17 protein-coding genes and 1 pseudogene are annotated in these 26896 nt (G+C 49.0%); 11 read left to right on the top strand and 7 right to left on the bottom strand.

The window, feature by feature from the left end; translation table 11 throughout:
- Positions 1-162: 162 nt before the first annotated feature.
- The gene (gene cysS, locus I6E40_RS03760) at positions 163-1650 is read left to right on the top strand and encodes a cysteine--tRNA ligase (RefSeq protein ID WP_235385571.1); all 1488 of its coding nucleotides are present in this window, start codon (positions 163-165) and stop codon (positions 1648-1650) included.
- A gap of 227 nt (positions 1651-1877) precedes the next feature.
- On the opposite strand, the gene I6E40_RS03755 is transcribed toward cysS, so the two are convergent.
- From I6E40_RS03755 to I6E40_RS03730, 6 genes are all read right to left on the bottom strand, one after another.
- Positions 1878-2819: a hypothetical protein gene (locus I6E40_RS03755; RefSeq protein WP_235385570.1), complete on the bottom strand. Its 942-nt coding sequence runs from the start codon at positions 2817-2819 to the stop codon at positions 1878-1880.
- 87 nt (positions 2820-2906) lie between these two features.
- Positions 2907-3863, bottom strand: a complete 957-nt coding sequence (locus I6E40_RS03750; protein ID WP_235385569.1) for a DUF6175 family protein — start codon at positions 3861-3863, stop codon at positions 2907-2909.
- 33 nt (positions 3864-3896) lie between these two features.
- Positions 3897-4385: a hypothetical protein gene (locus I6E40_RS03745; protein WP_235385568.1), complete on the bottom strand. Its 489-nt coding sequence runs from the start codon at positions 4383-4385 to the stop codon at positions 3897-3899.
- Positions 4386-4473: 88 nt separating this feature from the next.
- Positions 4474-4959 (bottom strand): hypothetical protein, encoded by a 486-nt coding sequence (locus I6E40_RS03740; protein ID WP_235385567.1) that lies wholly within the window; start codon positions 4957-4959, stop codon positions 4474-4476.
- Between the two features lie 260 nt (positions 4960-5219).
- Entirely contained in the window at positions 5220-6440 is a 1221-nt protein-coding gene (locus I6E40_RS03735; RefSeq protein ID WP_235385566.1) for a hypothetical protein, read from the bottom strand.
- Positions 6441-6466: 26 nt separating this feature from the next.
- Positions 6467-8149: a WG repeat-containing protein gene (locus tag I6E40_RS03730; RefSeq protein ID WP_235385565.1), complete on the bottom strand. Its 1683-nt coding sequence runs from the start codon at positions 8147-8149 to the stop codon at positions 6467-6469.
- 1703 nt (positions 8150-9852) lie between these two features.
- On the opposite strand from I6E40_RS03730, the gene I6E40_RS03725 reads away from it, so the two are divergent.
- The 8 genes from I6E40_RS03725 to I6E40_RS03690 all read left to right on the top strand — a co-directional run bounded on the left by I6E40_RS03725 (position 9853) and on the right by I6E40_RS03690 (position 21284).
- On the top strand, positions 9853-11367 hold the full coding sequence (locus tag I6E40_RS03725; RefSeq protein ID WP_235385564.1) for a GH3 auxin-responsive promoter family protein: 1515 nt from the start codon (positions 9853-9855) through the stop codon (positions 11365-11367).
- 23 nt (positions 11368-11390) lie between these two features.
- Positions 11391-13295, top strand: coding sequence for an Ig-like domain-containing domain (locus I6E40_RS03720; protein WP_235385563.1), 1905 nt, complete (start codon positions 11391-11393; stop codon positions 13293-13295).
- A gap of 12 nt (positions 13296-13307) precedes the next feature.
- Positions 13308-14171, top strand: a complete 864-nt coding sequence (locus I6E40_RS03715) for a DUF3108 domain-containing protein (protein ID WP_235385562.1) — start codon at positions 13308-13310, stop codon at positions 14169-14171.
- 22 nt (positions 14172-14193) lie between these two features.
- Positions 14194-15294 (top strand): 4-phosphoerythronate dehydrogenase, encoded by a 1101-nt coding sequence (locus I6E40_RS03710; RefSeq protein ID WP_235385561.1) that lies wholly within the window; start codon positions 14194-14196, stop codon positions 15292-15294.
- A 137-nt stretch (positions 15295-15431) separates the two neighbouring features.
- Positions 15432-17534, top strand: a complete 2103-nt coding sequence (locus I6E40_RS03705; protein WP_235385560.1) for an HD family phosphohydrolase — start codon at positions 15432-15434, stop codon at positions 17532-17534.
- 197 nt (positions 17535-17731) lie between these two features.
- Positions 17732-18424, top strand: coding sequence for a succinate dehydrogenase/fumarate reductase cytochrome b subunit (locus tag I6E40_RS03700; protein ID WP_235385559.1), 693 nt, complete (start codon positions 17732-17734; stop codon positions 18422-18424).
- A gap of 87 nt (positions 18425-18511) precedes the next feature.
- Positions 18512-20479 (top strand): fumarate reductase/succinate dehydrogenase flavoprotein subunit, encoded by a 1968-nt coding sequence (locus tag I6E40_RS03695; RefSeq protein WP_235385558.1) that lies wholly within the window; start codon positions 18512-18514, stop codon positions 20477-20479.
- Between the two features lie 46 nt (positions 20480-20525).
- Entirely contained in the window at positions 20526-21284 is a 759-nt protein-coding gene (locus tag I6E40_RS03690) for a succinate dehydrogenase/fumarate reductase iron-sulfur subunit (protein ID WP_235385557.1), read from the top strand.
- 1110 nt (positions 21285-22394) lie between these two features.
- Here the strand turns inward: I6E40_RS03690 and I6E40_RS03685 are convergent.
- Positions 22395-23879, bottom strand: coding sequence for a VapE domain-containing protein (locus I6E40_RS03685; protein ID WP_235385556.1), 1485 nt, complete (start codon positions 23877-23879; stop codon positions 22395-22397).
- Positions 23880-25941: 2062 nt separating this feature from the next.
- Here I6E40_RS03685 and I6E40_RS03680 point away from each other — a divergent pair.
- Together I6E40_RS03680 and I6E40_RS03675 are read left to right on the top strand one after the other, a co-directional pair.
- Positions 25942-26538: a porin family protein gene (locus tag I6E40_RS03680; RefSeq protein WP_235385555.1), complete on the top strand. Its 597-nt coding sequence runs from the start codon at positions 25942-25944 to the stop codon at positions 26536-26538.
- A gap of 53 nt (positions 26539-26591) precedes the next feature.
- A pseudogene (locus tag I6E40_RS03675) lies at positions 26592-26896 on the top strand (hypothetical protein); the annotation flags it as partial.

Here is a 26896-nt window from a genome sequence, read left to right as displayed (position 1 = left end):
TCTTTTGAACACCTCATAAATCTGAAACACACAAAGAGCGTAGAAGACGGGATTTTGTGCTAATTTTGCTGCGTAAAACTATACCACTTGTTTATCTTGTGAATCCATCCACCTTATTTGCAAAATAAAAACACCGTATAATCAAAACATTCCAAATATATCATGACACGCAGTTTATTCCTTTACAATACGCGCTCACGCCGTAAAGAACTTTTCAAGCCACTCACCGAGGGACACGTCGGCATGTATGTCTGCGGACCGACCGTCTATGGCGACGCGCATCTGGGACACGCCCGCCCCGCCATCACTTTTGACCTCGTCTTCCGCTATCTCAAACACCTCGGCTACAAGGTGCGCTACGTCAGAAACATCACCGACGTCGGACACCTCGAGCACGATGCCGACGAAGGCGAGGACAAGATTGCAAAAAAAGCACGACTCGAACAACTCGAACCGATGGAAGTGGCGCAATACTATACCAACCGCTTCAACCGTGCCATGGACAAACTCAACGTCCTTCCGCCCAGCATCGAACCGCACGCCACGGGACACATCATCGAACAGGAAGAACTCGTGAAGGAAATCATGAAGAACGGCTATGCCTACGAATCCAACGGTTCTATCTATTTTGACGTGGTGAAATACAACAAAGACCACAAATATGGTGTGCTCTCCGGACGAAATCTTGAGGATGTGCACGATGCCTCCCGAGAATTGGACGGCGTGGGCGAGAAAAAACACCAAGTGGATTTCGCACTGTGGAAAAAAGCACAGCCGGAACACATCATGCGCTGGCCCTCGCCTTGGAGTGAAGGCTTCCCGGGTTGGCACTGCGAGTGTACCGCCATGGGAAGAAAATATCTCGGAACACACTTTGACATCCACGGCGGAGGCATGGACCTCGTCTTCCCGCACCACGAATGCGAAATCGCACAGGCGGTGGCTTCACAGGGAGACGAGATGGTGAAGTATTGGATGCACAACAACATGATTACCATCGCTGGAAAGAAGATGGGCAAGAGCTACAACAACTTCATCACACTCGACCAGTTCTTCCAAGGAACACACGAATTGCTGGAGCAGCCCTACTCGCCGATGACCATCCGCTTCTTCATTCTTCAGGCACACTATCGCTCCACCGTAGATTTCTCCAACGAAGCACTTCAAGCCTCCCAAAAGGGTTTTGAAAGACTCATGGATGCCGTGGCACAGTTGGAACGCATCACACCGCAGGCACAAGGCTCACTGACAGAGGCTTACGCCGAAGAGGTGAACGAGAAGTGCGCCACCGCCATGGACGACGACTTCAACTCCCCCATCGTCATCAGCCACCTGTTTGACGTGACGCGCGTCATCAACCAACTGGCAGACGGTCAGGCAACCATCACTGCCGCCGGTCTGGAAGCACTGAAAAAGGTGGTTCACACCTGGGTTTTCGACATTTTGGGTTTGAAGAGCGAAGCGGAAGGTGGAAACGCAGCCCGCGAAGAGGCATACGGACAAGCCGTGGATCTCCTGCTCTCCCTCCGTGCCAAAGCAAAAGCACAGAAGGATTGGGCAACCAGCGACCAAATCCGCGACGAACTCGCCCGACTCGGTTTCGAAGTGAAGGACACCAAGGACGGTGCCACCTGGAAACTGAACAAGTGAGCGAAGATTCAGGGTTTTTCTATAAATTAGGTTGTTATCCCGTATTTATAGTACACCCCTCCATTGAACCGCCCAAAAAGAGAAAGAACTGCTGATTTTTCAGAAAAATACTTCTCCTAAAAACTTCAGAAAAAATACTTTTGCAAAAACTATGATTAAAGGCGTCAGTCCGGAAAACGGTCTGACGCCTTTGATATTTAATCTGAAAGAATTGAATCAAGAAAATCTCATCTCAGCCACATCAAATTGGTGGTTTGAGCTTGCTGTCCGTTGCCGTAGGCTACGCCGATGGCACGGATGGCAGCGATGCGCTGTTCTTCGAGTTTGACTGCGTCTTTGTATTTCTCGCGCATCTCAAAGTCAATGTCCTTGCGCACCTGCGTCTTGATTTCCTTGGCGAGGGCGAGTGCTTCGGAGTAGCAGTCGGCTTCAGGGTCAATCTGAAGAAGGATTTCAGCTACTTCACCGGCTACTTCTTGTGTCTGGTTGCCAGCCCACAGCGTCTGAGCCTGGGTGAGGAGTTGACGGCAGTAGCGGTTGCGCGCCTTGTTGTAGTACTTCAAGCCTGCAGCGACAGCCTGATCTCCACCTCTGGTACAAGCGGGGATGGTGACGGTGAGTGCGATTGCCTGCTCGTAGTTTTGGAGCGAAGCGGCGCGTTCTGCTTCCTTGAGAATGTTCGGATACTGCGTGTTGTAGTAGTCGAGAATCTTTGCTTTTCCGTCCTTGAGCATCTGTCCGAGTTTGGCTTTCTGGTTGCCCATCTGGCGGAAAGCGTTGATGAGTGCTTTCGTCTCGTTCTGTCCGACACCTTTCACTTCGATGTAGGCAGAGGAGAATTTCTTTTTGTTATAGACGTCAGCGATGTAGAAGGTGACGCCGAGGTTATACATCACCTGAGTGGGAGGTCCGGGGAGCACGGCTTTGTCAAGGACATCCATGCGGGCAGAGAAGATGAACTGCGAGAAGTTGAGTTCTGCGTTCATGCCTCCGTTGACGGCAATGCGGGTGAGGCTGTTGCTGAATACTTCAGCGGCAGCTTGAGGAATGGGTTCGCTTTGTTCCATAATCATCACGGAGACGGGAATTTCGCATTCCTGGGCTGCAAGACGCTGTCCACCGAGGGTGGCAGCAAGGGCGGCGAGAGCCGCTATCTTCCATATTTTCATAGTCTGAATCTTTTTGAAAGGAATGTTCCGGGAGAACAACTGCGCAGAGAGTGCAGAGGTTCTGAGAGAGAACAGACCGATTTAATTTTATTTTTCACCGATGATGAGGAGGCATCGTCCGAGTCCTTTGTTCAACAGTTTGCAGGGAATGTTGAAAGGAAGCGACTGCACATATTTTCGGAGTTCGCGTCCGAAGCCCATGGCATCTTCGGGCATTCCGTTCTTTTTGTAGATGGGAATGCGAACCTGCTCGAAGGTCATGTAGTTCTCGGTGGCGTCGGAGAGGTTGTAACGGTGGTTCACTGTGTTCTCTGCAATCCAGTTTTCAATGAGTTCAGAGAGTTCGGTGCCTTCGTTGTCTTCGCTTTCAAGATCCACGCCGGAGCCGTCGTCAAAGACTTTCACGTCGATGCTCACTTCACGTCCGTTCTCAAGAAGGTCGTCGAAGTGTGCCTGAAGTTGTGCGCAAAAATCGTCCATGTTGTTTTGAACGGCTTCTTCAAGGAGCACGGGCACTTCCGCGCTGAAGGAGGGAGCACCTGTTCCCTGTGCGCCGGCAATCTGTTTGTCGGTATAGGCATCCATGGCGGCGAGGTTATAGGTGACGGTGTTTTTGGGACCTACGGTGCTGACCTGCCAGTTCACATAGATGAGGATGTCAGCCTTTGCGACGCGGCGGAGGCGGTCCAGCGGACTTTCCTTGAGGCTTGCGCCGGTGGTTTTGCTTTGAATGAGCTGGTCTTCCGCGGAATTCTTATCGATGGACTTTTTTGTTTGCGAGAGACTTTTGAGGGGGAAGCCTCTGTCCGTCATGAGAATGTTGATTTTGGAGATGACATTGTCCAAATTTTCATCATTGAGGAGAGCCTTAGTGTAGTCAGGAATTTCCTGTGTGGTTCCCTGATTGTCGAAGGTTTGCATGTAACCCTTTTTTTGGCACCAGTTGTCGCTGGGAAAAACCATGAGGGTGGGTTTCTTTGCCTGCGAGAATGCGGCGAGGGCAACTGTGAAGAATGCGCCCAGCGCCAAAGTCTTCAGTTTCATGAAATTTTCTTTTTTGTGGCTTGTGGAGAGGCGTCATTTGATGATGCCGTCGCCCTTCAGTCTGTTTTTAAGTTGAGTGCGGAGAACACGCACGGTAATTACTCTCACAACATAAGTCTTTGTTTTGACTTTGTCCTTTGAACGCTTCTTTTCGTCTTCTTTGGTGACGTATTTGGAGTAGTCTCCACCGTCTTTGAAAAAGCGGTCAAAATATTCTTCATATTTTTCTCTCGCATTGACTTCGGTGACCAAAGGTCTCATGTCGCAGCCTTTGTCAGCACCGTTGCGAATGCCTTGGAAGATGACAGCATAGACAGCATTCTTTTTTGCCTGTTCGATGGCGTCGGATTTGCTGGAGCCTTTGCCCTGCACGCGGAGGGTTTCTGTGCCGTCAAGTTCTGTGCCGAGACACTCGATTTCCATGTCGGGGAAAGGAGAGATGGAGGTGGCTTGTGCGCGGCAGTCGGCAGCAGTCAGCACAGAGCCAGCCAGAGCGGCTAAAATGATGAATGTTTTTTTCATATCTCAATACGTTTTGTTTGTGATGGAAAGGCGGAGCTCAGAAAGGGAGGCGAGGGTCAATTTTGCAAACCCCTTCCTCACTCAATTCTCAGAATCCGTTGGTGAGTCCGCGGATGACGCCTGCCTTTTCGAGGTCTTTGCGAAGCTGATCTTTTTGCACCTGCACGACGGCGCCAATCTTGTAACACTTCTTGCTTGCCATCTTCATGCGTTCGTAGGAACCAACCACTACGTCAGCATAGCGCAAATAGGCTTTCTCTTTATTGAAGAAGGCATTGAAATAGTCAGCGTGCTGACTCTCCACGGTGGCACTGCCAGCCAAAGGACGCTGACCGGGCTTTCCGTTGCTGCCACTGAAACCGCGGAAGAGAACACCGTGTACGGCAGCATATTTCAAATCGGCATCCACGAGATCCTTTTTTTTGGAGTTCACATAGACCTTCACAAGATAGGTACCCTGCACGCCGGAGCCAGCGGAGGTGATGTCATATTCAATGGGTTTGTCATCGTCCGCCCAAATCGGCTGGAAACAACAAACGGTCAGAAGAAAGGTGAGGAGAAGTTTAAGTTTCATGTCGGAAAAGATTTGATGATTAGATTTTTCTTAAATACGATTTGAAAGAAAAGGCTGAAAATTTCTCTTTCTGTTTCAAAAAGTGGTAGATTCTGCGGCAAAAATAGAAAACGAAGCCTTTACTTTTCGTTTTTCACAACTAAATTTGTTTAAAAGCAGAATAAAACGCGAAAAGTGACAACACAAACAAGGTTGTGTTGCCCTTTTCACGGTTTCTTTCAAAGAGCGCTTATATATAATAAGGTGTATTTTCTAAATGCTTACTTCTCACGAATGAGCATACCGGGGAAGATGTCCTTTCCGCTTACCTTCTTGAAGGTGGTGGCGCCGAGGTTTGCGTTGGGCGCACCTTCTTCCACAGCCATGTAGCGGTTGTCCCAAATTTTTCCCGGTTCGGGCTTCAGGGTGGCAACGCTCTTGTAGGTGTGCTTTCCGTTTTCGTCCACAATTTCTTCCAGCACCTCAAACACGGATTGCTCCGTCACACCTTCCTTCATGCCGACGTAGGCTGTGATGGGTTCGGTGGTCACGATGGGAGACTTGGTGCGGAACTCGGGCACCTTGGTCTGAAGGTCCACGATGTTCTCATCGAGGGCGCGCTGGCAGGCTTTGCGAACCATGATATCCTTCGCCTCTTCATTGATTCCCATGAAAGAAGTCTGGTTACCGCTACTTTCCACCTTCTGGCAGTATTTCAATTTGTAAGTGCCACGGGCATTGTTGAAGTTCTGCCACTTCGTCACGTCGGGAGCAGCAGCATACTGTTCCTTGTAGAAGAGATTGGCAGTCTCCTCGTTCCATTCCAAACGATAGAGGAAGGTGTTAATCTTCACGCGGAAACCTTTGATGGATTCTACCATGGATCCTACACTGTTACCCAAGTCGTCATAACCTGTAAGTGCCCCTAAAACACGAAATAATCCACCTACAACTTTTGCTGTTTTTTCTTTGTCAATGTAGCGAATGTCATTGACGAGCACGAAGGTGTTTCCGATGAGGTCTTCGCCGGCGTCCATCATGAGAGCCTGGCTTCTTACGGAACGCTCGGCAAGAATCTCGTCAAACTTGGTGGCGTTGTAAAGACCACGCTCTTTGATGAGTTCCATGTCGCACTGTCCGGTGAAGATGTCGCGGTTGAACCATTTGGCAACGAGGCGGGAGGCAATTTGGTTTTTCTCAAGGAACTGAGTGACTTGTTCGTTCTCGTCGCTCGAACCTGCGCCCTTCAGTTTGCTGGAGAGTTCAACAACCTTCACGCTGAGTTCGTGGTCATTGTATTTGTCGGGCACGGGCATCTCCATGAAGGCATTGCGGATTTCCTCTCCGAATGTCTGGTCGGAGTGATTGATGAGCAGGGAATAGATGGAGCTGCGGCGATATTTCATGTCCGTCTGCTCTGCTTTCTTCTGTGCCGCAGCGGGAAGCAGGCTTCCGCCGCACATCATGGTGCAAGCGAGAAGGGTTATGGTCAATTTCTTCATAATGCTTCAAATTTTTTTATATGGAATCAGAAGTCCCAGTTTTCTTCTTTAATCACATTTACGCTTTTGCCATTCAAGAAGTTATAGCTGCGATATTTGCGAGTGAGGTTGAGCAACAATGCCCTGTTCTGCGCTTTGGTGAACGGTTTGCCCACCTTCTTGGCAGCTTCGACAGCCACTTTGCGGTGTCCCAGATAAAGCGGACCTTCACACTGCACATCCAAGTTGGAGTCAATGAGCATGCCGAAATACTTTTTGTTGTCGTTCATTACTTTCACCTTGTTGTCAGCCTTGACGTAGGTTGTTCCGAGTTGGAAGGTGACGAGTTCAGATTTGTCGTCCACAGTGAAATTTTTGGGAATGACGAAAGCATAACCATCCTTGAAGTTATAGACGGTGGCATATTCGTTACCCTTGGCGGTCTTGTCGGTAGTGTCGTAAGCCTGCCAGAGTCCGGAAGCGGTGTTTTGCACCCAATAATAGCGGGGAGAAGCCTCTATGTTGGTGTAGATGTCTTTGAAGTTGTTTTCAACCACAACGTTGCCTTCCAAGTCAATCACACCCCATCCGCTCTCCGTTTTTGTTATCACGCGATCGTAGTTAGGACCGTTCATTTTGAGATAGTTGAAAGGAATCTTTTCCTCGCCGGCACGATTAATCATACCCCATTTACCGTCAATCTGCACGGCGAAGAGGTCGTCAGCCATCGTGGTTTCGGGGAAAGAAGCGTCTTGAATCTTCAAATCTTTCTTGAAGAAGGGATTACCTTCTTCGTCAAACACATCGCAAACTTTGTCGCTGTTGCGGCGGGCATACCACACCTTGCTTTTCTTGCTGTGTCCAACGAAGTTGTAGCCCTCGCGAATCTTGTTGCCGTCCTTGTCCACGAAGAACCAGCCGCTGGCATGGTTTACCACTGCAAATTTTCCGGCGAAGTCGGTGTGTGTCCAATATTCAATCTTGTCAAAAGACTTGTTGTCGCTGCTCACCTGTATATATTTCTGGGTAGTCAGGTTGTAGTAGCCAAATTTGCATGAATTGGAGAAGAGATTGTAGCAACGCACCATGCCGCTGGCGGGACGAATCACCCAAGTGGCGATGCCTGTGGGCATGATGATGTTGCCGTTGGCGTCAAGAATACCGGCTTCGCGAGCGGTGGAAGGTTTCTTGTTGAAGCCCAAAAACTCACCATCGGTCTTCATCGTGTCAGTGGTTATCATTTTATTGATAGCAAGCGCGAGACCTTCATGATACTGCACCGTTTTCAGTGTGTCACTGAACTCCATCAGTCCGGCGTAGGTGGGAACTACTTTTACCACACCTTTTGAAGTCACTACACCCCATTTGCTATTATATATCATATTGGATTTTAATACTGCTCCGCCTTTGGTAATCCAAGCCACGCCGTAGCAGTTCAAGGGACCGATGTGACTGTACTCCGGTTTCAGTACTTCTGCACCGGTTTGGTCATAGAGACCTACTTTTTTACCCGCATTCACCAAGAAAAGTTTTTCGCCCCAGGCTTTGATGGAGGAATATTTCATGGGAATTACAAAAGCTCCGGAGGTGTTGATGACACCAAACTTACCTTTCTTACCTACAATCGCCAGTCCGTTCTCAAAGGGCTCTGCGTCGGTGTAGTCTTGGGCAATCACTACGGCGCCCTGTTCGTTGGCATAGCCTTTCTTTCCCTTTTCATTAGTTACCACACTCAAATTCTGAGCGAAAAGACTGCAAGAAAGGCAGCACGAAAGTAGAAATAACAATGTCCTGCACATAAGCATTAATTTTTTTGATAATTGATTATATTGATATATTTCGTTTCATTTGTTCTCTTGAATACCTTTCTAAAAAGTAAAGTTTTACAAGTAAAGAGCCTTTTATTCGCTGCAAATATAAATTATAATGACTAAAAATCTAAAAATTAATTAGAAAGTTTTCCTTTATTCGTCATGAGTGGTATTTTTGGAGTGTTATGTGGCAGAATATAGCACATGAGTGGTAGAAGTTTTTTTCATAATCGGCGGTGTGTAAGAATGGCTAAGATGCAAGGCGCAGAGGATGAGGGTGCAGGGAGTGTACTGAAGTACATGACCAAGGCCTAATCCGATAGCAACGAAGCAGATTGGTTATTATGACACACCGCCTCCATAATTTTCCACACCCAACGACCTTTTTCGGTTTTAACACTTCTTGCTTTTGGCGACGAAATGTATTATATTTGTACAGAGATATGGGAGGAGCCTCGGCTCCCCCCTTTTTTCGTCACTTTCCCTTTAAAAACGGGGGTTTTAGAAGCGCATCCGGGAAAAATTTGCCTTCCTCTAATTTTTCTTTGCCTTCCCCTAATTTAAACTAGAGGAAGGCAAAGAAAAATTATGCGCCGAGTAGGCAAAATTGGAAGGCAGAAAGTGTTCCCGAAGGTTAAAAATGTTAATGTAGAATCGCCGAAAAAACTCTCAAAATTGTTGGATTTTTTACACACCCTCGCTAATCCTATTATTATAGCTTTTTACGGAAGGAAATATTTTCAGCTACACAAAAATCCCCGGTGCACCTTTTTCATTCCCCTTCCCTCTTCCCTTCCCTCTTCGTTTCCCTCTTCCCTTCCCTCTTCCCTTCCCTCTTCGTTTCCCCTCTTCGTTTCCCCTCTTCGTTTCCCCTCTTCGTTTCCCCTCTTTTTCCACCTTCTCCACTTTTCCTTTCATCATCTTATATTTTTATCTTCGTTGGATATACTCTTATATTTAGAAGTTAGTCATGCTGATATATATAGGCTGTGGAAAGCGTTCAGAAAAAAGGGCGAGAAAATTTGGTGTTTTGATAATTCACTTTCTTCACTGTTTTATTCACCTCTTTTTCCACAGCCCAAAAGCGCGCAGTTTTCCTTTAAAAAGAGAAAGAGTGGTGGAAAGATGTTTGATTTATGCACAGGTAGTGAAAAACAGATGATGCTTTAAGTTTTCTGTGAATAAAAATGGGGAAAAGCGTGGGAAAAGAGGGTTATTTTAGGTGAAAAAGCTGGTGAAACGGTGGAAAACGTAAGGCGGCGCGAAGGCTTTCAGCTTGCCTATTTATTTCACCTACTTATCCACTGGTTTTCCACCGGCTTTTCCACCGTTTCTTTGGAATAGAGAAAGTAAGTTTTCGTTCCTCTTCTTAAATAGAAGAAACAAGGGGCAGTGTGTTCAAGTTCCTTATGAGATAAAAATGGAAGAAAGGAAGAAAAACGTGAAAAAAAGCAGCTTGTTTTGTTAGTTTTTCTGTTTTTTGCCCCTTTATGGCGGTCTGAGTCACTCCTTTATATATATAGGTGTAACGATACGTTTGGTTTTTCGCTATCTTTGCTGCGCAAATTTGAAGAGACAGAACGAATGTAGTAAAAACCACATAAGGCTGTCCACCATTAACTATGAGTATAACATCTATCCTCAGACCTTTCTTTTCAAAAAGACTGAAAGAAATTGGACGATATGAATTGTGTGCAGAAGAAATACAGCGGAACGTGCTCGCTGCATTGATTCAACGAGCACGAAACACGGAATGGGGCGTTCGGCACGGCTTTGAACGCATGCAGTCCTATGAAGACTTTGCTGCCAACAGCAAGGTAACCACCTATGAAGACCTCAAAGGTGATGTGGACCGAATGAGAAGAGGCGAGAAAGACGTGCTATGGCCCGGAAAAGTGAAATGGTATGCCAAATCGTCCGGAACAACCGCTGACAAAAGTAAATTCATTCCCGTCAGTGCGCAAGGTTTGAGAGATACACACTATGCCGGAGGTACGGATGCCGTGGCGCTCTATCTGCGCAACAATCCCAAAAGCCGTCTCTTTGATGGAAAAGCTTTGATTCTCGGCGGCAGCCATGCATCGAACTATAATCTTCCTCATTCTCTGGTCGGCGACCTCAGTGCCATTCTCATTGAAAACATCAATCCGCTGGTAAATCTCGTCAGAGTGCCCGAAAAGAAAATAGCCTTGCTCTCAGACTTTGAGGAAAAGCGTGACCGCATCGCCGAAATTGGACTGAAGAGTCACGTGACAAACATCTCGGGCGTGCCGTCCTGGATGATGGCAGTGCTGACGCGCATGTTAGAAATCTCGGGTAAGTCAAGCATTGATGAGATATGGCCGGACTTGGAAGTGTTCTTCCACGGCGGTGTGGCGTTTACTCCCTACAGAGAGCAATATCATCGCATGATTCGCAGCGAGAAAATGCACTACATGGAGACCTACAATGCCTCGGAAGGCTTCTTCGGTCTGCAAGACGACCCGACGGATGTGGCGATGCTGCTGATGATTGACTATGGTGTTTTCTACGAATTTATTCCGCTTGAAGAAGTGGGAAGCGAGAATCCAAAAGCAATTCCTCTTTGGGAAGTGGAAAAGGAAAAGAACTATGCCATTGTCATCTCCACCTCGGGCGGTCTTTGGCGCTATCAAATCGGAGATACGGTGAAGTTCACTTCCACTAAACCCTATAAGTTCATCATTAGCGGGCGCACCAAATCTTTTATCAATGCCTTTGGCGAAGAACTCATCGTGGACAACGCCGAAAAAGGATTGGAAGCAGCTTGTAAAATAACAGGTGCACGTGTCAGCGAATACACCGCCGCACCGATATTCATGAACAGCGAGGGAAAGTGCAGACATCAATGGGTCATTGAGTTTTCGCAAATGCCCGACTCCGCAGAAAAATTCATGGAGGTTTTGGACTCTCAACTCCAACAGCTGAACTCGGACTACGAAGCAAAACGCTACAAAGACATTACGCTTCAAAAACCGGAATTGGTCATCGCTCCGCAGGGCACATTTAATCTCTGGCTGAAAAGCCGAGGAAAACTGGGCGGACAGCACAAAGTCCCTCGCCTCGCCAACGACCGAAAAGTGATTGAAGAAGTACTGAAATTCGTCAAACGTAGTTGAAAATTGAAAAGGCGTCTTCCACAATGAAAAATATTTTCTTTCCTTTTCTTCTGTCAATTCTCTTGTTCCTTTCCTGTGCCAATCCCGGTTCAGGGCCGGACGGTGGACCCTACGACGAAACGCCGCCCCGCATCCTAAGAATGACTCCGTCGTTTGGTGCAAAGGGAGAAAAAGCAAAGAAAATCACCATTGAATTTGATGAAATAGTCAAGGTGGAAAATGCACAAGAGAAAATCATCGTCTCTCCTCCGCAAATTGAAATGCCGGAAATCAAAACCTCCGGCAGAAAAATCTCCGTCAATCTCCTTGACACGCTCAAAGAAAACACCACCTACACCATTGACTTTAGCGACGCCATCGTCGATAACAACGAAGGAAACCCGCTCGGCAACTTCACCTACGTTTTCTCCACCGGAGCAGAAATTGACACGTTGGAAGTGGCAGGACATGTGCTCCAAGCCGAGGATCTCGAGCCGGTGAAAGGAATGATTGTGGGACTGCACTCGGACCTTGCAGATTCCGCCTTCGTTTCAAAACCCTTTGACCGCGTGGCACGAACAGACGGTGCAGGGCATTTTTCCATCAAAGGTGTGAAGCCGGGAAAGTATTTTCTCTACGCACTCAGCGACATGGATGGAGACTATCGCTATCAGCGTGGCGAGAAATTGGCGTTCAGCCGCGACACCATCCGCCCCTACTGTTTCGCCGATACCCGTAACGATACCCTCTGGGCGGACACCGTGCACATTGACACGGTGAAGCAGGTGAATTTCACGCACTACATGCCCGACAACCTTCTCTTGCTCGCCTTCTCCGAACAAAATCCCACACGCGTTTTACTCAAAACAGAGCGTGAGCCGGAATACATGAAAGTATATTTCACAGCGCCATCCACCCACATCCCCGAAGTGCGCGGTTTGAACTTCAACCACGAAAATGCCTTTGAGGAAATGAGAAGTGTCGGAAACGACACCATCACCTATTGGCTTCGCGACACGGCACTCGTGAACCAAGACACGCTTCGCATCCTCCTCACCTACGAAGCCACGGACGACAGCACCCAACTCAACGTCATGAAATCCGACACGCTGGAGTTCGTTCCACGCTTCAGCTATGAGCGAAGACAGCGAATGAAGGCGGAAGACCTTGCCAAGTGGGAGAAGCAGCGGGAAAAAAGACACAAGAAAGGAGACTTCTCGCAGGAGACACCGCCCGTCGATCCGATGAAGATAAAATATGACTTCCCCGGAGAAATCACACCGGTGCAGAATCTTCACTTCACATTGCCCGAGCCAGCCAAAGTCGATACGTCAGGTTTCCACCTCTTCCTCTTGAAGGACAGCACCTATCACGCCGCTCCGTTCCGTCTGGAACAAGACTCGCTGAACCGATTGGCATATACGCTTCGAGCGGAGTGGAGACCGGGACAGCAATATGTCTTGAACGTTGATTCCGCCTGCATGGTCGGTTTGTCGGGAAAGGTGAATCAGCAGCGTGACCAAAAGGTGCAGGTGGCGACGGAAGAACAATTCGGTTCTCTCTTCCTGATGATTTCCGGCGTGGAAGGACCTGCCTTTGTCCAACTCTTGGCATCCAATGGCACGCCGCTCCAACAAGTGGAGGTGAAAGACGGAAGAGCCGACTTCTTCTATCTCCAAAAAGGCACCTACTACGTCAGACTCATAGCCGACAAAAACGGAAACGGTAAGTGGGACACGGGGTGCTATGCCGAACAGAAGCAGGCAGAAGAGGTTTACTATTATCCTCAACCCTTCCACATCAAAGTCAACTGGGACATCGAACAAAGTTGGAATGTAAAGACCATTCCGTTCCTTCTGCAGAAACCTTCGGAACTCGTGAAACAAAAAGCTGACCCGAAGAAAACACCCAAAAACAGAAATGCAGAACGCGAACGTGCCAAACGCTAAAAAAGTAATCTCATGAAAAATACATTCATCATGACTCTCAAACGCTCTCTCCTTCAACGCAGTTTGCTCGTTTGCACACTGCTCGCCTCCACCCTCTTCCTGATCCATGCTCCGGAGGTACAAGCACAATGCTCCGCTCCCAACAGTGCCTTCAAAAGCGGAGAAACGCTGATTTATGACCTCTACTTCAACTGGAAATTCGTGTGGGTGAAAGTGGGAACTGCTTCCATGAACACCACACAAACCATCTATCACGGCAAACCCGCCTGGCGTTCCTACCTCATCACCCGAGGTTCCAAAAAAGCAGACAAACTCTTTGTCATGAGAGACACCCTCATGGCATACACCAGCCTTGACCTTGTTCCGCAATACTACGTCAAGAAAGCACTCGAGGGAGGAACCTATCGCAGAAATGAAGTGTGGTACAGTTATCCCAACGGACAGTGCAGCGTGAAGATGCGCTATCAGAAGAACACGCAACCTGCCATAAAGAGTAGCCACACCAGCAAATATTGCAGTTATGACATGATTAGCATGCTGCAGAAAGCACGCTCCTTCGACGCCACCGGATGGAAGAAGGGTCACAGAATCAACTTCCTCATGGCAGACGGCAGACACTGCGAGTGGAAGAGCATTGTCTATAAAGGGAAGAAAAACTTCACCATCGAAAACACCACCACCACGTATCGATGCCTCGTTTTCTCCTTCCTTGAAAAAGAAAACGGCAAAGAAAAGGAAATCGTCACGTTCTACATCACCGACGACAAAAACCACATTCCCGTGCGTCTGGACATGAACCTCAACTTCGGTACTGCCAAAGCTTTCCTCACCGGAGCACGCGGACTGAGAAATCCGCAGACGGCAAAGATTAAGTAAAGTTCTTAATAAGGAATGATTCATGCGACTCGTCATTGACTCCCAAATCCCGTTCATGAAAGGACACGCCGAACAACTCGGTGAGGTCATCTACAAACCGGGGGCAGAAATCGATGCTGCCACCGTCAGGGAGGCTGACGCACTGATTGTGCGCACAAGAACCCGCTGCGACCGAAAACTGCTGGAAAACTCCAAAGTGAAGTTCATCGCTTCAGCCACCATTGGTTTTGACCACATTGACACCGCATATTTGGCAGAAAAAGGAATCGTTTGGACGAATTGCCCGGGCTGCAACGCCAACAGTGTGGCACAATATGTGGAAACCGCCCTCTTGCAACTCGCTTTCCACGGCTGGCAGGGAGAAGGCAGTGTGCCCACGCCCGTCAGTGCCCCATTCTCTGTCAAAAAACTGTCCGAACGTTTCTTTGCAGACAAATGCTTGGCTGTCGTGGGTGTGGGACATGTGGGAAGCAGGGTCGTGAGGATGGCGCAAAGACTGGGTTTCGGAGAAATTCTGCTGTGCGACCCGCCACGAGAAGAAGCAGAAGGAAGTGGCGACTTCGTTTCATTGGAAGAAGTGACGCGTCTTGCTGACGTCATCACCTTCCACACGCCGCTCACGCGAAAACCAACGGCACATCCGACTTTTCATCTTGCAGACACCGCCTTCTTTGAGAAACTCCGGCGGCGTCCCGTGCTCATCAACTCTTCCCGCGGCGAGGTCGTGGAGACCGAAGCACTGAAAGATGCACTTCGCCATGAACTTCTTTCTGCCGCCGTCATTGACACTTGGGAAAACGAACCCTACGTGGACCGCGAACTCCTCCAAAAAGTGTTCATCGCCACGCCGCACATCGCGGGCTACAGTGCAGACGGAAAAGCCAACGGCACCCGCATGGCACTTTCTGCCACCGCTCGCTTCTTCGGACTTGACGAAAAAGCGTTTGGGCTCATCGTTCCGCCACCCCTTCCGAAAAACTATGCCTACTTCCCCGAGGGAGAAGGTCACCAAGTTTCCGAAGCACTGCGCCGCTATGACCCCGCCGCTGATCACCTGCGTCTGCTTCATCAGCCCGAACTCTTTGAAAAGTGGAGAGGAAACTATCCGCTGCGAAGAGAGTAGAGAGCGTTTCACAGGCTCCCAAGGTAGAGACATACCGTCATTGTATTTCGTTCAAACCTCGTTGCCACGTGGATGCTTGAGGGGCACTTGCCTCCTGCCCACACCATATTATATATAGCATTCAAAATCCCAAGTCTATGCCTGCCAACCCTTCAGAATCACGGATTGAGAGTCGTGCCACGCTGATGATTAGCGTGTGCGCCGCTGTTGCTTTGCTTATGTGGTTCATGCCTCGTGAAACAAAGTTTGGTTACGAGTATGAGCAAGGTCGTCCCTGGCGCTACAACTCCCTCATCGCCACCTTTGACTTCCCCATCTACAAGTCGGCAGAGGAAGTGCGTGCCGAAAAAGACAGCGCGCTAAAAGATTTCATGCCGTTCTATCAAAAAGATGAAAACGTGGGAAGGAACCGTCTTAAGCAATTCCGTTCCGACTATGTGCGGAACAAATTGGGCAATGTGAATGCCGCTTGCTTCCACCACGTCGAGCAAATGCTTTCAAGGGTTTATGAGGCAGGAATCCTGGACTCCGAAGAACTCGCTGCCATGGCGCAGCAGCGCACACCCGGCATCAAACTTCTCAAAGGAACAGAAGCCAACGGCTGCGAACTGGCAGAACTCTATTCCAATCGCTCTGCCTACGAATACATCATGAGTTCAGACACCATCCATTTTCCTCGCGAGATGGTGGCGCAATGCAATTTGAATCAATATCTTGAACCGAATCTTGTGGTTGACACGACGAAGACGAACGCAGCGAGAGAAGACGTGCTCTCTTCCGTCTCGCCCGCCTCGGGCATCGTGCAAAGCGGTCAGCGCATCATAGATCGAGGTGAAATTGTGTCAGCAGAGCAGTTCCGCATCCTTCAATCTTATGAAAGCGAAACCGTGCGCCGCAATGACCCCAACGAAGGCTTTTGGATAACCTTGATTGGACAACTCATTTTCGTCAGCTGCATCTTTGCTGCCGTGGTGGCATATCTTCGCCTCTTCCGTCGCGACTATCTTCACTCGCCACATTCCGTCTGGTTGCTTGTGTCGCTCATCACCATCTTTCCGCTCATCACTTTCATCATGGTGGACCAAAAGTACTTGAACATCTATCTGGTCCCCTACGCCATGATTCCTATTTTTGTGCGCATCTTTTTGGATTCCCGCACGGCATTCGTGTCGTTGGTGGCAAGTTCCCTGCTCAGCGGCTTTGCTCTTCATTCCAGTTATGAGTTTGTGCTCATCCAGTTTGTTGCCGGTTCCACCGCCATCGGTGCGTTACGAGAATTGACGGAACGCTCGCAACTTCTGCGCGTCGCCTTGTTTGTCACGCTCACTTCCGAATTGGTTTTGTTGGGATATGAGTTTTCCCAAGGCATTGACCTTGAGCATTTAGATGCCAGTCTCTACATCTACATAGCCATCAACGGCGTTTGTTTGCTTTTTGCTTATCCGTTGCTCTATCTCATCGAAAAGATGTTTGGCTTCACTTCCGGCGTGACGCTCATTGAACTCTCCAACACGAATAACACCGTGCTCCGCCGAATGTCAAAAGTGGCGCAGGGCACCTTCATCCACTCGCTGCAAGTCGCTAACCTCTCCGCAGAGGTGGCGGACAAGATTGGGGCGAAACCACAACTCGCAAGAACCGGAGCCATGTACCATGACATCGGAAAACTTTTCAATCCCGCTTTTTTCACGGAAAATCAGTCCGGCGTCAATCCCCACGACGAACTGACCGAGGAGCAGTCCGCCCACATCATCATCAGTCACGTCAACGAAGGACTCCGCCTCGCAGACAAATATCATCTTCCCAAAGTCATCAAAGACTTCATCCGCACCCATCACGGTCGCTCCCTGACTCGCTACTTCTATGTGCAGTGGAAGAACAAACATCCCGAGGAGGAACCGGAGCAGGGCATCTTCCAATATCCCGGTCCCAACCCCTTCACTCGCGAACAGGCCATCGTCATGATGTGTGACGCCGTGGAAGCCACCTCCCGTTCTCTCAAGGACTTCTCTGAAGAAAGCATCACCGCGCTGGTGAACAAAATTGTGGACGGACAAGTCAGTGAAGGCTATTTCAAGGAATGTCCCATCACCTTCCGTGACATCGCCGATGCCAAGCGAGTGCTGGTGGAAAACCTCAAAACCATCTACCATACCCGCATCGCCTATCCTGAAATCAATTCAACGGCTCAAAAAACTGCCTCCGCGACAAGACGACCTTCCTTCTTCGGCAGACGCTAAACCCCTCTCAGACCCCTTTGTCCTCAAAGAAAAAGGGCAGTTTGTTTTGTCCGCGACGCAAAAACCTATATTTTTGCAGCAATAACATTTCTTTTTTCTTTTTTGGGAAGCGGAAAAGACAAATTCCGAAGCAAAAGAGACGAGAAGAAGAGAAATATTTATACAATCTCAATATCAACTTAATTCAAAATCTTTCTATGTGGTTAACTAATTCATCCATCGGACGGAAAGTGATTATGTCGGTGACCGGCATAGCGCTTATCCTGTTCCTCACGTTCCACGCTTGCATGAACCTGGTGGTGCTTTTCGACGGTGAAAGCTACAACACAGTCTGTGAAATGCTTGGTGCAAACTGGTACGCTGTGGTTGCCACCATCGGCCTCGCCGTTTTGGTAGCCATTCACTTCATCTACGCCATCGTGCTGACGCTTCAAAACCGCAAAGCCCGCGGCGTTAGCAAGTACGCAGTGACCAGCAAGCCCGAAAAAGTGGAATGGGCTTCTCAAAACATGTTGGTGCTCGGAATCATTGTCGTGCTCGGCATGGTGCTCCACCTCTACAACTTCTGGTATAACATGATGTTCGCTGAACTCGTCAATGGGGGCATGCCCTTCATCAACGAAGTGCAAAGCGCATCCGACGGTGCAGCCATGATTGCCTACACCTTCAAAAATCCGGTCTTCACCGTGCTCTATCTCGTTTGGTTCGCTGCTCTCTGGTTCCACCTCACTCACGGTTTCTGGAGCGCACTTCAGACTCTCGGTTGGAGCGGCAAAATCTGGTTCAACCGTTGGCGCGTCATCGGTAACATCTATGTCAGCATTCTGATGCTCATCTTTGTGGCAGTGGCTTTGGCTTTCGCATTCTGCGGAGGATGCTGCGCTGCCTAATTTTTTTGGTTCAAGGCTGACACCCTCGTCTTTTCAATCCGAGGAAAGCAGCCGACCCGAGACAACCTTATTAACACATTTCTCACAATGATTGACTCCAAAATACCCGAAGGCCCTATTTCTCAAAAATGGACCAACTATAAAGCCCACCAGAAGTTAGTGAACCCCGCCAACAAGCGTAAACTTGACATCATCGTGGTTGGTACGGGACTTGCCGGCGCCTCTGCCGCTGCTTCTCTCGGCGAAATGGGCTTCCACGTGCTCAACTTCTGCATCCAGGATTCTCCCCGCCGCGCTCACTCCATCGCCGCACAGGGTGGTATCAACGCTGCAAAGAACTATCAGAACGACGGCGACTCCATCTATCGTCTCTTCTACGACACCGTCAAAGGTGGTGACTATCGTGCTCGCGAAGCCAACGTCTATCGTCTCGCCGAAGTCAGCGCCAACATCATCGACCAGTGTGTCGCTCAGGGCGTTCCCTTCGCTCGCGAATATGGCGGTCTCCTCGCCAACCGCTCCTTCGGTGGTGTGCAGGTGAGCCGTACGTTCTACGCAAAAGGACAGACCGGACAGCAGCTCCTCCTCGGCGCCTACTCCGCACTCATGTGCCAGGTGAACGCAGGCACCGTGAAACTCTACTGCCGCTATGAAATGCAGGACGTAGTCATCATCGACGGTCGCGCTCGAGGCATCATCGCACGTAACCTCGTCAACGGAAAACTCGAACGCTTCGCCGCTCACGCCGTTGTCCTCGCCACCGGTGGTTATGGCAACACCTACTTCCTCTCCACCAACGCCATGGGTTGCAACTGCTCCGCTGCCATCGCCGCCTATCGCAAAGGTGCCTACTTCGCCAACCCTGCCTATGTGCAGATTCACCCGACTTGTATTCCCGTTCACGGCGACAAGCAATCCAAACTCACCCTCATGTCTGAGTCTCTCCGCAACGACGGACGCATTTGGGTGCCCAAGAAACTTGAAGACGCCAAGAAACTCCAGAACGGCGAAATCAAAGGAAGTGACATCCCCGAAGAAGACCGTGACTACTATCTCGAACGCCGCTATCCCGCCTTCGGTAACCTCGTTCCCCGTGACGTGGCAAGCCGCGCTGCCAAAGAGCGCTGCGACGCAGGCTTCGGCGTGAACAACACCGGTCTCGCCGTCTTCCTCGACTTCTCCGAAGCCATCAACCGCCTCGGAATTGACCAAGTCCTCCAGCGCTACGGCAACCTCTTCGACATGTATGAAGAAATCACTGACGTGAACCCCGGAGAACTCGCAAAAGAAGTGGATGGAGTGAAGTACTACAACCCGATGATGATTTACCCCGCCATCCACTACACCATGGGCGGTCTTTGGGTAGATTACGAACTCTCCACCAACATCCCCGGCCTCTTCGCCATCGGTGAATGTAACTTCTCTGACCACGGTGCCAACCGCCTCGGTGCTTCCGCCCTCATGCAGGGTCTCGCCGACGGCTACTTCGTGCTTCCCTACACCATCCAGAACTATCTCAGCGACCAAATCACCGTTCCCCGCTTCTCCACCGACCTGCCCGAATTTGAGCAGACCGAGAAAGCAGTCAACGACCGCATTGCTCACCTCATGGGCATCAAGGGAAAGAAATCCGTTGACTCCATCCACAAGGAACTCGGTCACGTCATGTGGGAATATGTCGGCATGGCTCGCACCAAGGAAAGTCTTGAAACCGCACTCAAGCGCCTCAAGGAAATTCGCAAGGAATTTGAGACCAACCTCTTCATTCCTGAACTCAATGGTGTGAACATTGAACTCGACAAGGCTCTCCGCCTCAACGACTTCATCACCATGGGTCAGCTCATCGCCATCGATGCACTCCATCGTGAAGAATCCTGTGGAGGTCACTTCCGCGAAGAACATCAGACGGAAGAAGGTGAAGCCGCACGCGACGACAAAAACTGCTTCTATGTCAGCTGCTGGGAATTCCAGGGCGACGACAAAGACCCCGTCAAATACACTGAGCCGCTCAAATACGAGGCCATTGAAGTCAAGACCCGTAACTACAAGAGCTAATTAGAGTTCCCTTATTTCCAACGTAATTTTTAACAAGACTATCACAATGGCTAAAAACATAAGCTTTACCATCAAATACTGGAAGCAGAACGGTCCTAAGGATGCGGGTCATTTTGAATCACGCGAAATGCACAACATTCCCGACGACACTTCCTTCCTCGAGATGCTCGACATCCTCAACGAGGAACTGATTGAAGAGGGCAAAGAACCCTTCGTCTTTGACCACGACTGCCGTGAAGGAATCTGCGGTATGTGCTCCCTCTACATCAACGGCACGCCCCACGGCAAGACAGAAACCGGTGCCACCACCTGTCAGCTCTACATGCGCCGTTTCAACGATGGCGACGTCATCACCGTGGAACCCTGGCGCTCCGCTGCATTCCCTGTCATCAAAGACTGCATGGTCGATCGTTCCGCATTTGACAAAATCCAGGCTGCTGGCGGTTATGTCACCGTTCGCACCGGTGCTCCTCAGGATGCCAACGCCATCCTCATTCCCAAGCAGGATGCCGACGAAGCCATGGACTGCGCCACCTGCATCGGCTGCGGCGCTTGCGTGGCTGCCTGCAAAAACGGTTCTGCCATGCTGTTCGTCAGCTCCAAGGTGAGTCAGTTCGCACTCCTTCCTCAGGGTCGTCCCGAAGCTGCCAAGCGTGCCAAGGCAATGGTTGCCAAGATGGACGAACTCGGTTTCGGTAACTGCACCAACACTCGTGCTTGCGAAGCTGTCTGCCCGAAGAACGAAAGCATCGCCAACATCGCTCGCCTCAACCGCGAGTTCATCAAAGCCAAATTGGCTGACTAAAGTTTGAACCTCTCATCAAAACCGCCTCAGGTTTTGATGACATGAAAAGACTCCAAGAGGATTGTGACGCACACACCGCGTTGCAGTCCTCTTTTTTGCGTCTTGTGCAAAGACATAAACTCACCATTTTTTCTCCAAAAACTTTTGCTGTCACGGCAAAACACATTTCGCGAACAATTCGTGTTCCAAAAACAAGAATTTTTCTCCATTAATGCCCATTAATTGTCTCGTTAATCGAAGAGACTAAGAGACTAAGAGTCAAAAAGACAAAGAGACTAAGAGTCAAAGAGACTAAGAGAGGAAGAGACAAAGTGATAAAAAGAAAAAGGGGCAAAGACAAAAACCAAGAAAACCCCTTGAAAAGTATGGCGGCTGCGCCGCTGCTGTGATGCTTCCGTTTTGGTCTTATAAGAGCAAGCTCTTAACGCCCAACCGACAGCATCCCCCGTGCCTTCTTTCAGAAGGCTGCCATTCTCTTCAAGGCGATAAACAGAAATAAACCGTTCAATGGTAGCACGATGAATTCGCCACCTACTCCGCCTTACTGCAGCTCAGTCGCTACGGTTTTGCACTTGATGAATTCACAGATAAGATGCAAATAAACCGTTCAATGGTAGTGCGATGAATTCGCCACCTACTCCGCCTTACTGCGGCTCAGTCGCTGCAGCTTTGCACCTGATGAGTTCACAGATAAGATGCGGTTCCTGCCGGGAAAAGGTTTTGTTTATCGCCTTGCGATGGATGCAACCCGACAGGGGGATGATGTGGCAGGCTGAAAATCCGGAGCTTGCTCGGGAATTTCCAGCCGGCACAGCATCAAAGGCTCGTCAGAGCCGTTTGCATCAAGCGCAAGGGGTTTTTCCAGTTTTTGTCTTTCATTCATTCGTTCAATTTCTGAACAATTCGTGTTCCAAAAACAAGAATTTTTCTCCATTAATGCCCATTAATTGCCTCATTAATTGTCCCATTAATTCTGTTCAATTCGTGAACAATTTGTGTTCAATTCGTGTTCAAAAACAAATTGATGGCTTTTTAATGAATCAATTTATGAACATTCATGTTCCAAAAAGGCGCTGCAAAAAGGCGGTTCAGAAAGGCGGGTCTTCTCGTTCAAACCGTCGCCACCTGCTTCCGGCTGACACAGTAGAACACGCCCTTCGCGGTGCGCTTCTTCAGTACGCCCAGGTGGCGGAGCTGGCGACCCATGCCCGCTATCTTCACGCCCTGCAGCGCACGCGGGGATTCGCGCTTCAAGGTCTCGAAGATTTCGGTGGCGGACAGCCATTGCGTAGCCTCTGAGCCTTCCCCCATCATGAACGACTTGTGGAACGCTTCCGCTAACGGGGACTGGCGGTAGAAGGTGCGGTTATGTTCTTCTATCTCAGCCTCCTCCTCTTTGGAGAAGAAGGTCGGCTGACCCGCCGCCAACTCCGCCATGACCTGTGCATAGAGTTGGTCGTGGTCTATCGCCTCGCGACTAATCGGTGCCTCCACCATCTGGCAGAAGAAGCGGCGCGAACCCGTCGGGTCGGTCAACAGTTCGGTCATGTTTGACGTACCGATGAAGGCTGCCATGCGGCGCATCAGTCTGTACACACGGCTGCGCGGCGGCTTCACCCGTACCTCCGTCAGTTGCATGAGGTTCTTCAGCGTAGCCATCTGACGCTCGGAATAGCGGTCAAACTCGTCCATACTGATCAGCGCATATTCCACCAACAGTTTCTCGGAATGGGCGTCGGAGGTGAGGTCAAATTTATCGGTATAGTAGGCGCGTAGTTTCTTCGGCAGGAGCATGCGGCAGAACGTACTCTTGCCGAGTCCCTGGCGCTCACTGACCAGCAGCGGAGCAATCTGACAATCATAGACATCCGCGCTTTCTTCTTCGCCGAGCCAGCCCTTGACTGCGCCGCGCAGCCAGCGGCGGAACACCGTGTTCCAAAGTTCATCCGAGGAGATACGCGCCGCGAGTTCTCCGACGCGGTCGCGACCGTCCCAGGCGGGGAGGGCACGGAGGTAGTCTCGCAGGGGGAAGTAGAGGGGTACTTCCTCCGAGCGGATATAGCCGTCCACGAGGCTGCGGTAGCAGTTGGGATATATTTCTTGTACGCTCCAGATGATGGAGTTTTGGAGTCGCTCGTCCATGACTCTGAAGGGTGCGTCTTCTCCTTTGCGGCGCGCTTCGGGTGCGAAGTTCGTGGCGTTGCAGCGCACGTCCCACTGTGCCTCAATCACTTCCTTCACCTGACTCGGGCGTACGTAGAAATCTGCCGTGCGTCCGGCTTTTTTCTTTGATACGTCTTGTGCCTGAGGGGCTTTTTGAGGCTGAGCGAGTTTCTGAGTATGAGCGGCTTTTTGAGGCTGAGTGACAGCCTGTGCTGCCTGCGCTACCTGCTGTTCTTGTGCGTCTTGCATTTCTTGTACATTCTGCACATGCGATGCCGGAGGGGTGGCGAAGAAGTCGGGGTTCTGCCACTCGTATTTCTTTCTCATCGGGAGGGGACCCTTCGCCATCAACGCGCAGAGTTCCCCGAGATTTACGAAGATGTCCTTGATCAGTCTCTTCGCCAAAAGGACTTTTAAATTCTTTGTTTTCATATAGGTATATATTTTTATTTGTTACGGAACTGAGTGGTTCGGAGTAGTATGTGGAAACCGTCTGAGAAAGGCGTTCGGAAACCGTTCGGAAAAGGTAATACCTCACCCTGTCTTGACCGAAGCGTCAAGATGAATCCTTTGGAGTAACAAGCCTATTGGAACGGAGATTCATACTACCCGAACCCGTTTGCAAATATACGTTCCGAAAAAGGCGAATGCAAGTTTTTTGCCCACTATTTTCTTTTGCCCATTTGTCAAGAAGTCTTAAATTACTGTCATCATAACGACAAAAACCGCACAACTTGAAAAAGTAAGTAGGATTCGCGCGCAAACGCGCGTTTTCGGCTTTCCGACCTATACGGTTTTCAAGGGGTTTATACACTCTCAGCAAATCCTACACAAAGCGGGCTTAAAATTTGATTATCAGCGGCGTGTGTTGTGTAGGGTTGGGTCGGCAAATCCTACATGAAAGCCTACATAGTGCAGGGTTTCGCGGCGGAGTATGTAGGGTCAGTTTCGGGCGGCGTGTGGAGTGTAGGGTCGGCGGGAAAGTGAGCAAAATATTGGGCTGATTTTGCGCCTAACGTTTTGAGTCTTAGTGGTTTCCCTTGACTCAAAAATCTGGAGTCAAAAGTGTCTTTTCTTTAAGTCTTTGGTTTTTAGCGAGTTGGCTACGTGTGCGGGGCGAGTATTAAATAAACTTAATCCGCCGTTTTGGGCGACAGAACCGCCGAAAACGAAAGGATGAAAGACGAAGGGACCGTCTTTTTGAAACATGAATGTTCATGAATTGTTCACGAATTGACCATGAATTGATTTTTGAACATGACTGTTCAGAATCAGAATTAATGAGACATTTAATGAGACAATTAACGGGCATTAATGGAGAAACATTTCTTGCTAGGAGCGCACCCAGGAAAAACTAGGAGCGCACCCAGGAAAAACTAGGAGCGCACCCAGGAAAAATTAGGAGCGCACCTAAGTAAAACTAGGAGCGCACCCAGGAAAAACTAGGAGCGCACCCGGTTAAAATTTCCCTTCCTCAAATTTTAATTTCCCTTCCTCAAATTTTAATTTGCCTTCCTCAAATTTCATTTTGCCTTCTTCAAATTTTTCTTTCCCTTCCTCAAATTTTTATTTGCCTTCCTCAAATTTTTATTTGCCTTCCCATAGTTTTTCTTAGCCTTCCCATAGTTTTTCTTAGCCTTCCCATAGTTTTTCCTAGCCTTCCCCTAATTTTTCTTTCCCTTCCTCCCTCCCACTCTTCCTCTCTTAGTCTCTTTGTCTCTTTGACTTTTTGACTCTTTGTCTCTTAGTCTCCCCAAAAGCCCCCATGTGCGGTGCATCAGTGCCGCAACAAAGCCCTTCCCTTTAGGGAGGGGTTGGGGTAGGCCCCGCCTCTTTGACTCTTAGTCTCTTAGACTCTTAGACTCTTAGTTCCCATGTAGGGTTCCATGTAGGTTTTGTGTAGGATTTTTGGTTCAAACCCTACACAGTACAACGTGCGGAGAATCAGCAAGATACAGATAAGATATAGGGCTTTGTGTAGGGTTTACAAGGATTTTATGCTACTTATATATATGTATGGCTCGCTATTCGCCTTCAACAAAAAACACTAAATGAAAATACCCACATGAAATCTTCAACACCATTCTTGATACGTTCCCTTACACTACTATACCGCAGCGAAGCCGACACCGGCTTAGATGTGCGCTGCGTATGCCCGATTTCCGGAAGACACTACTTCAAAAAAACAAAGAAATGTACACTATGCTTAAATCCTGCACATTATACCCCGATTTTTGCAACTTATGCACAAAAATGGTGTTTCTCTCTGAAAATGAACATGCTGTGGCGTCTTACTAAAGTTTTTGTCTGAAGAAAACACGGTTTTTGGAGGGCTTAGAAGACGAGTTTTATTAATAATCATTAAAAATATAGCATTTTTCTACACAAATGTGGGAGTTTGTTTTGTTTGTTAAGGATTATTCCTCACATTTGTCGCATCGATTCAAACGAGTTCAATTTGAGCTCACAGTATTCACACTAAAATTTTAAAGACATGAAAAAGTTTTTTCTGACTTTGGCAGTTGCTTGCTTCGCTCTCACTGCAAGCGCACAGGAAAAGGGTGACTTCCGCTTTGGTGTTACCGCCGGTATGAACGTTTCCAACATCACTGACATGGAAATGGATTCCCGCATTGGCTTCCACGTGGGTGCTAAGGCTGAGTACAACATCACCGATAACCTCTACGGTAGTGCAGCTCTCCTCTTCTCTCAGAAGGGTAATAAGAAAGAAGAAGGCAGCATCGAAGCAACCTCGAACCCGGGCTACCTTGAATTGCCCATTCACATCGGTTATCGTTTCAAGATGGGTGACAAAGTGAGCATCTTCGGTGAAACCGGTCCTTACTTCGCTTATGGCATCTGCGGTAAAGATAAACTTGAAGGTACCGGTGTGGCCGACTATGACGTGAAGTTCTTTGACTATGACAACGTCAACAAGTTTGAATTTGGTTGGGGCGTAAAAGCCGGTGTGGAATATGCTAAATTCCAAATCGGTCTCGGCTATGAATATGGTATCACTAAGGTGTTTGATATTAGTGGCGTCAAACCTCACAACAGCAACTTCATGGTTTCTGTGGCTTACATGTTCTAATCCAACGAGCACATTTATTATAATAGAGCGGCTGCGCGGCAGTCGCTCTTTTTTTGCGCGACAGCGAAGAAGCAGGACTCAAAAAAAAGACGAAGAGACAAAAAGACGAAGAGACAAAAAGACGAAGAGACAAAAAGACAAAAAGACGAAGAGACAAAGAGTCAAAGAGACTAAGAGTCAAAGAGACTAAGAGAAGAAGAGAGGAAGAGTCAAAGAGAGGAAGAGACAAAGAGAGGAAGAGACAAAGTGATAAAAAGAAAAAGGGGCAAAGACAAAAACCAAGACAACCCCTTGAAGAGTATGGCGGCTGCGCCGCTGCTGTGATGCTTCCGTTTTGGTCTTATAAGAGCAAGCTCTT

Source organism: Prevotellamassilia timonensis, from assembly GCF_021531665.1.
GTDB lineage: Bacteria > Bacteroidota > Bacteroidia > Bacteroidales > Bacteroidaceae > Alloprevotella.
This window is presented reverse-complemented; position numbering and strand designations above follow the sequence as displayed.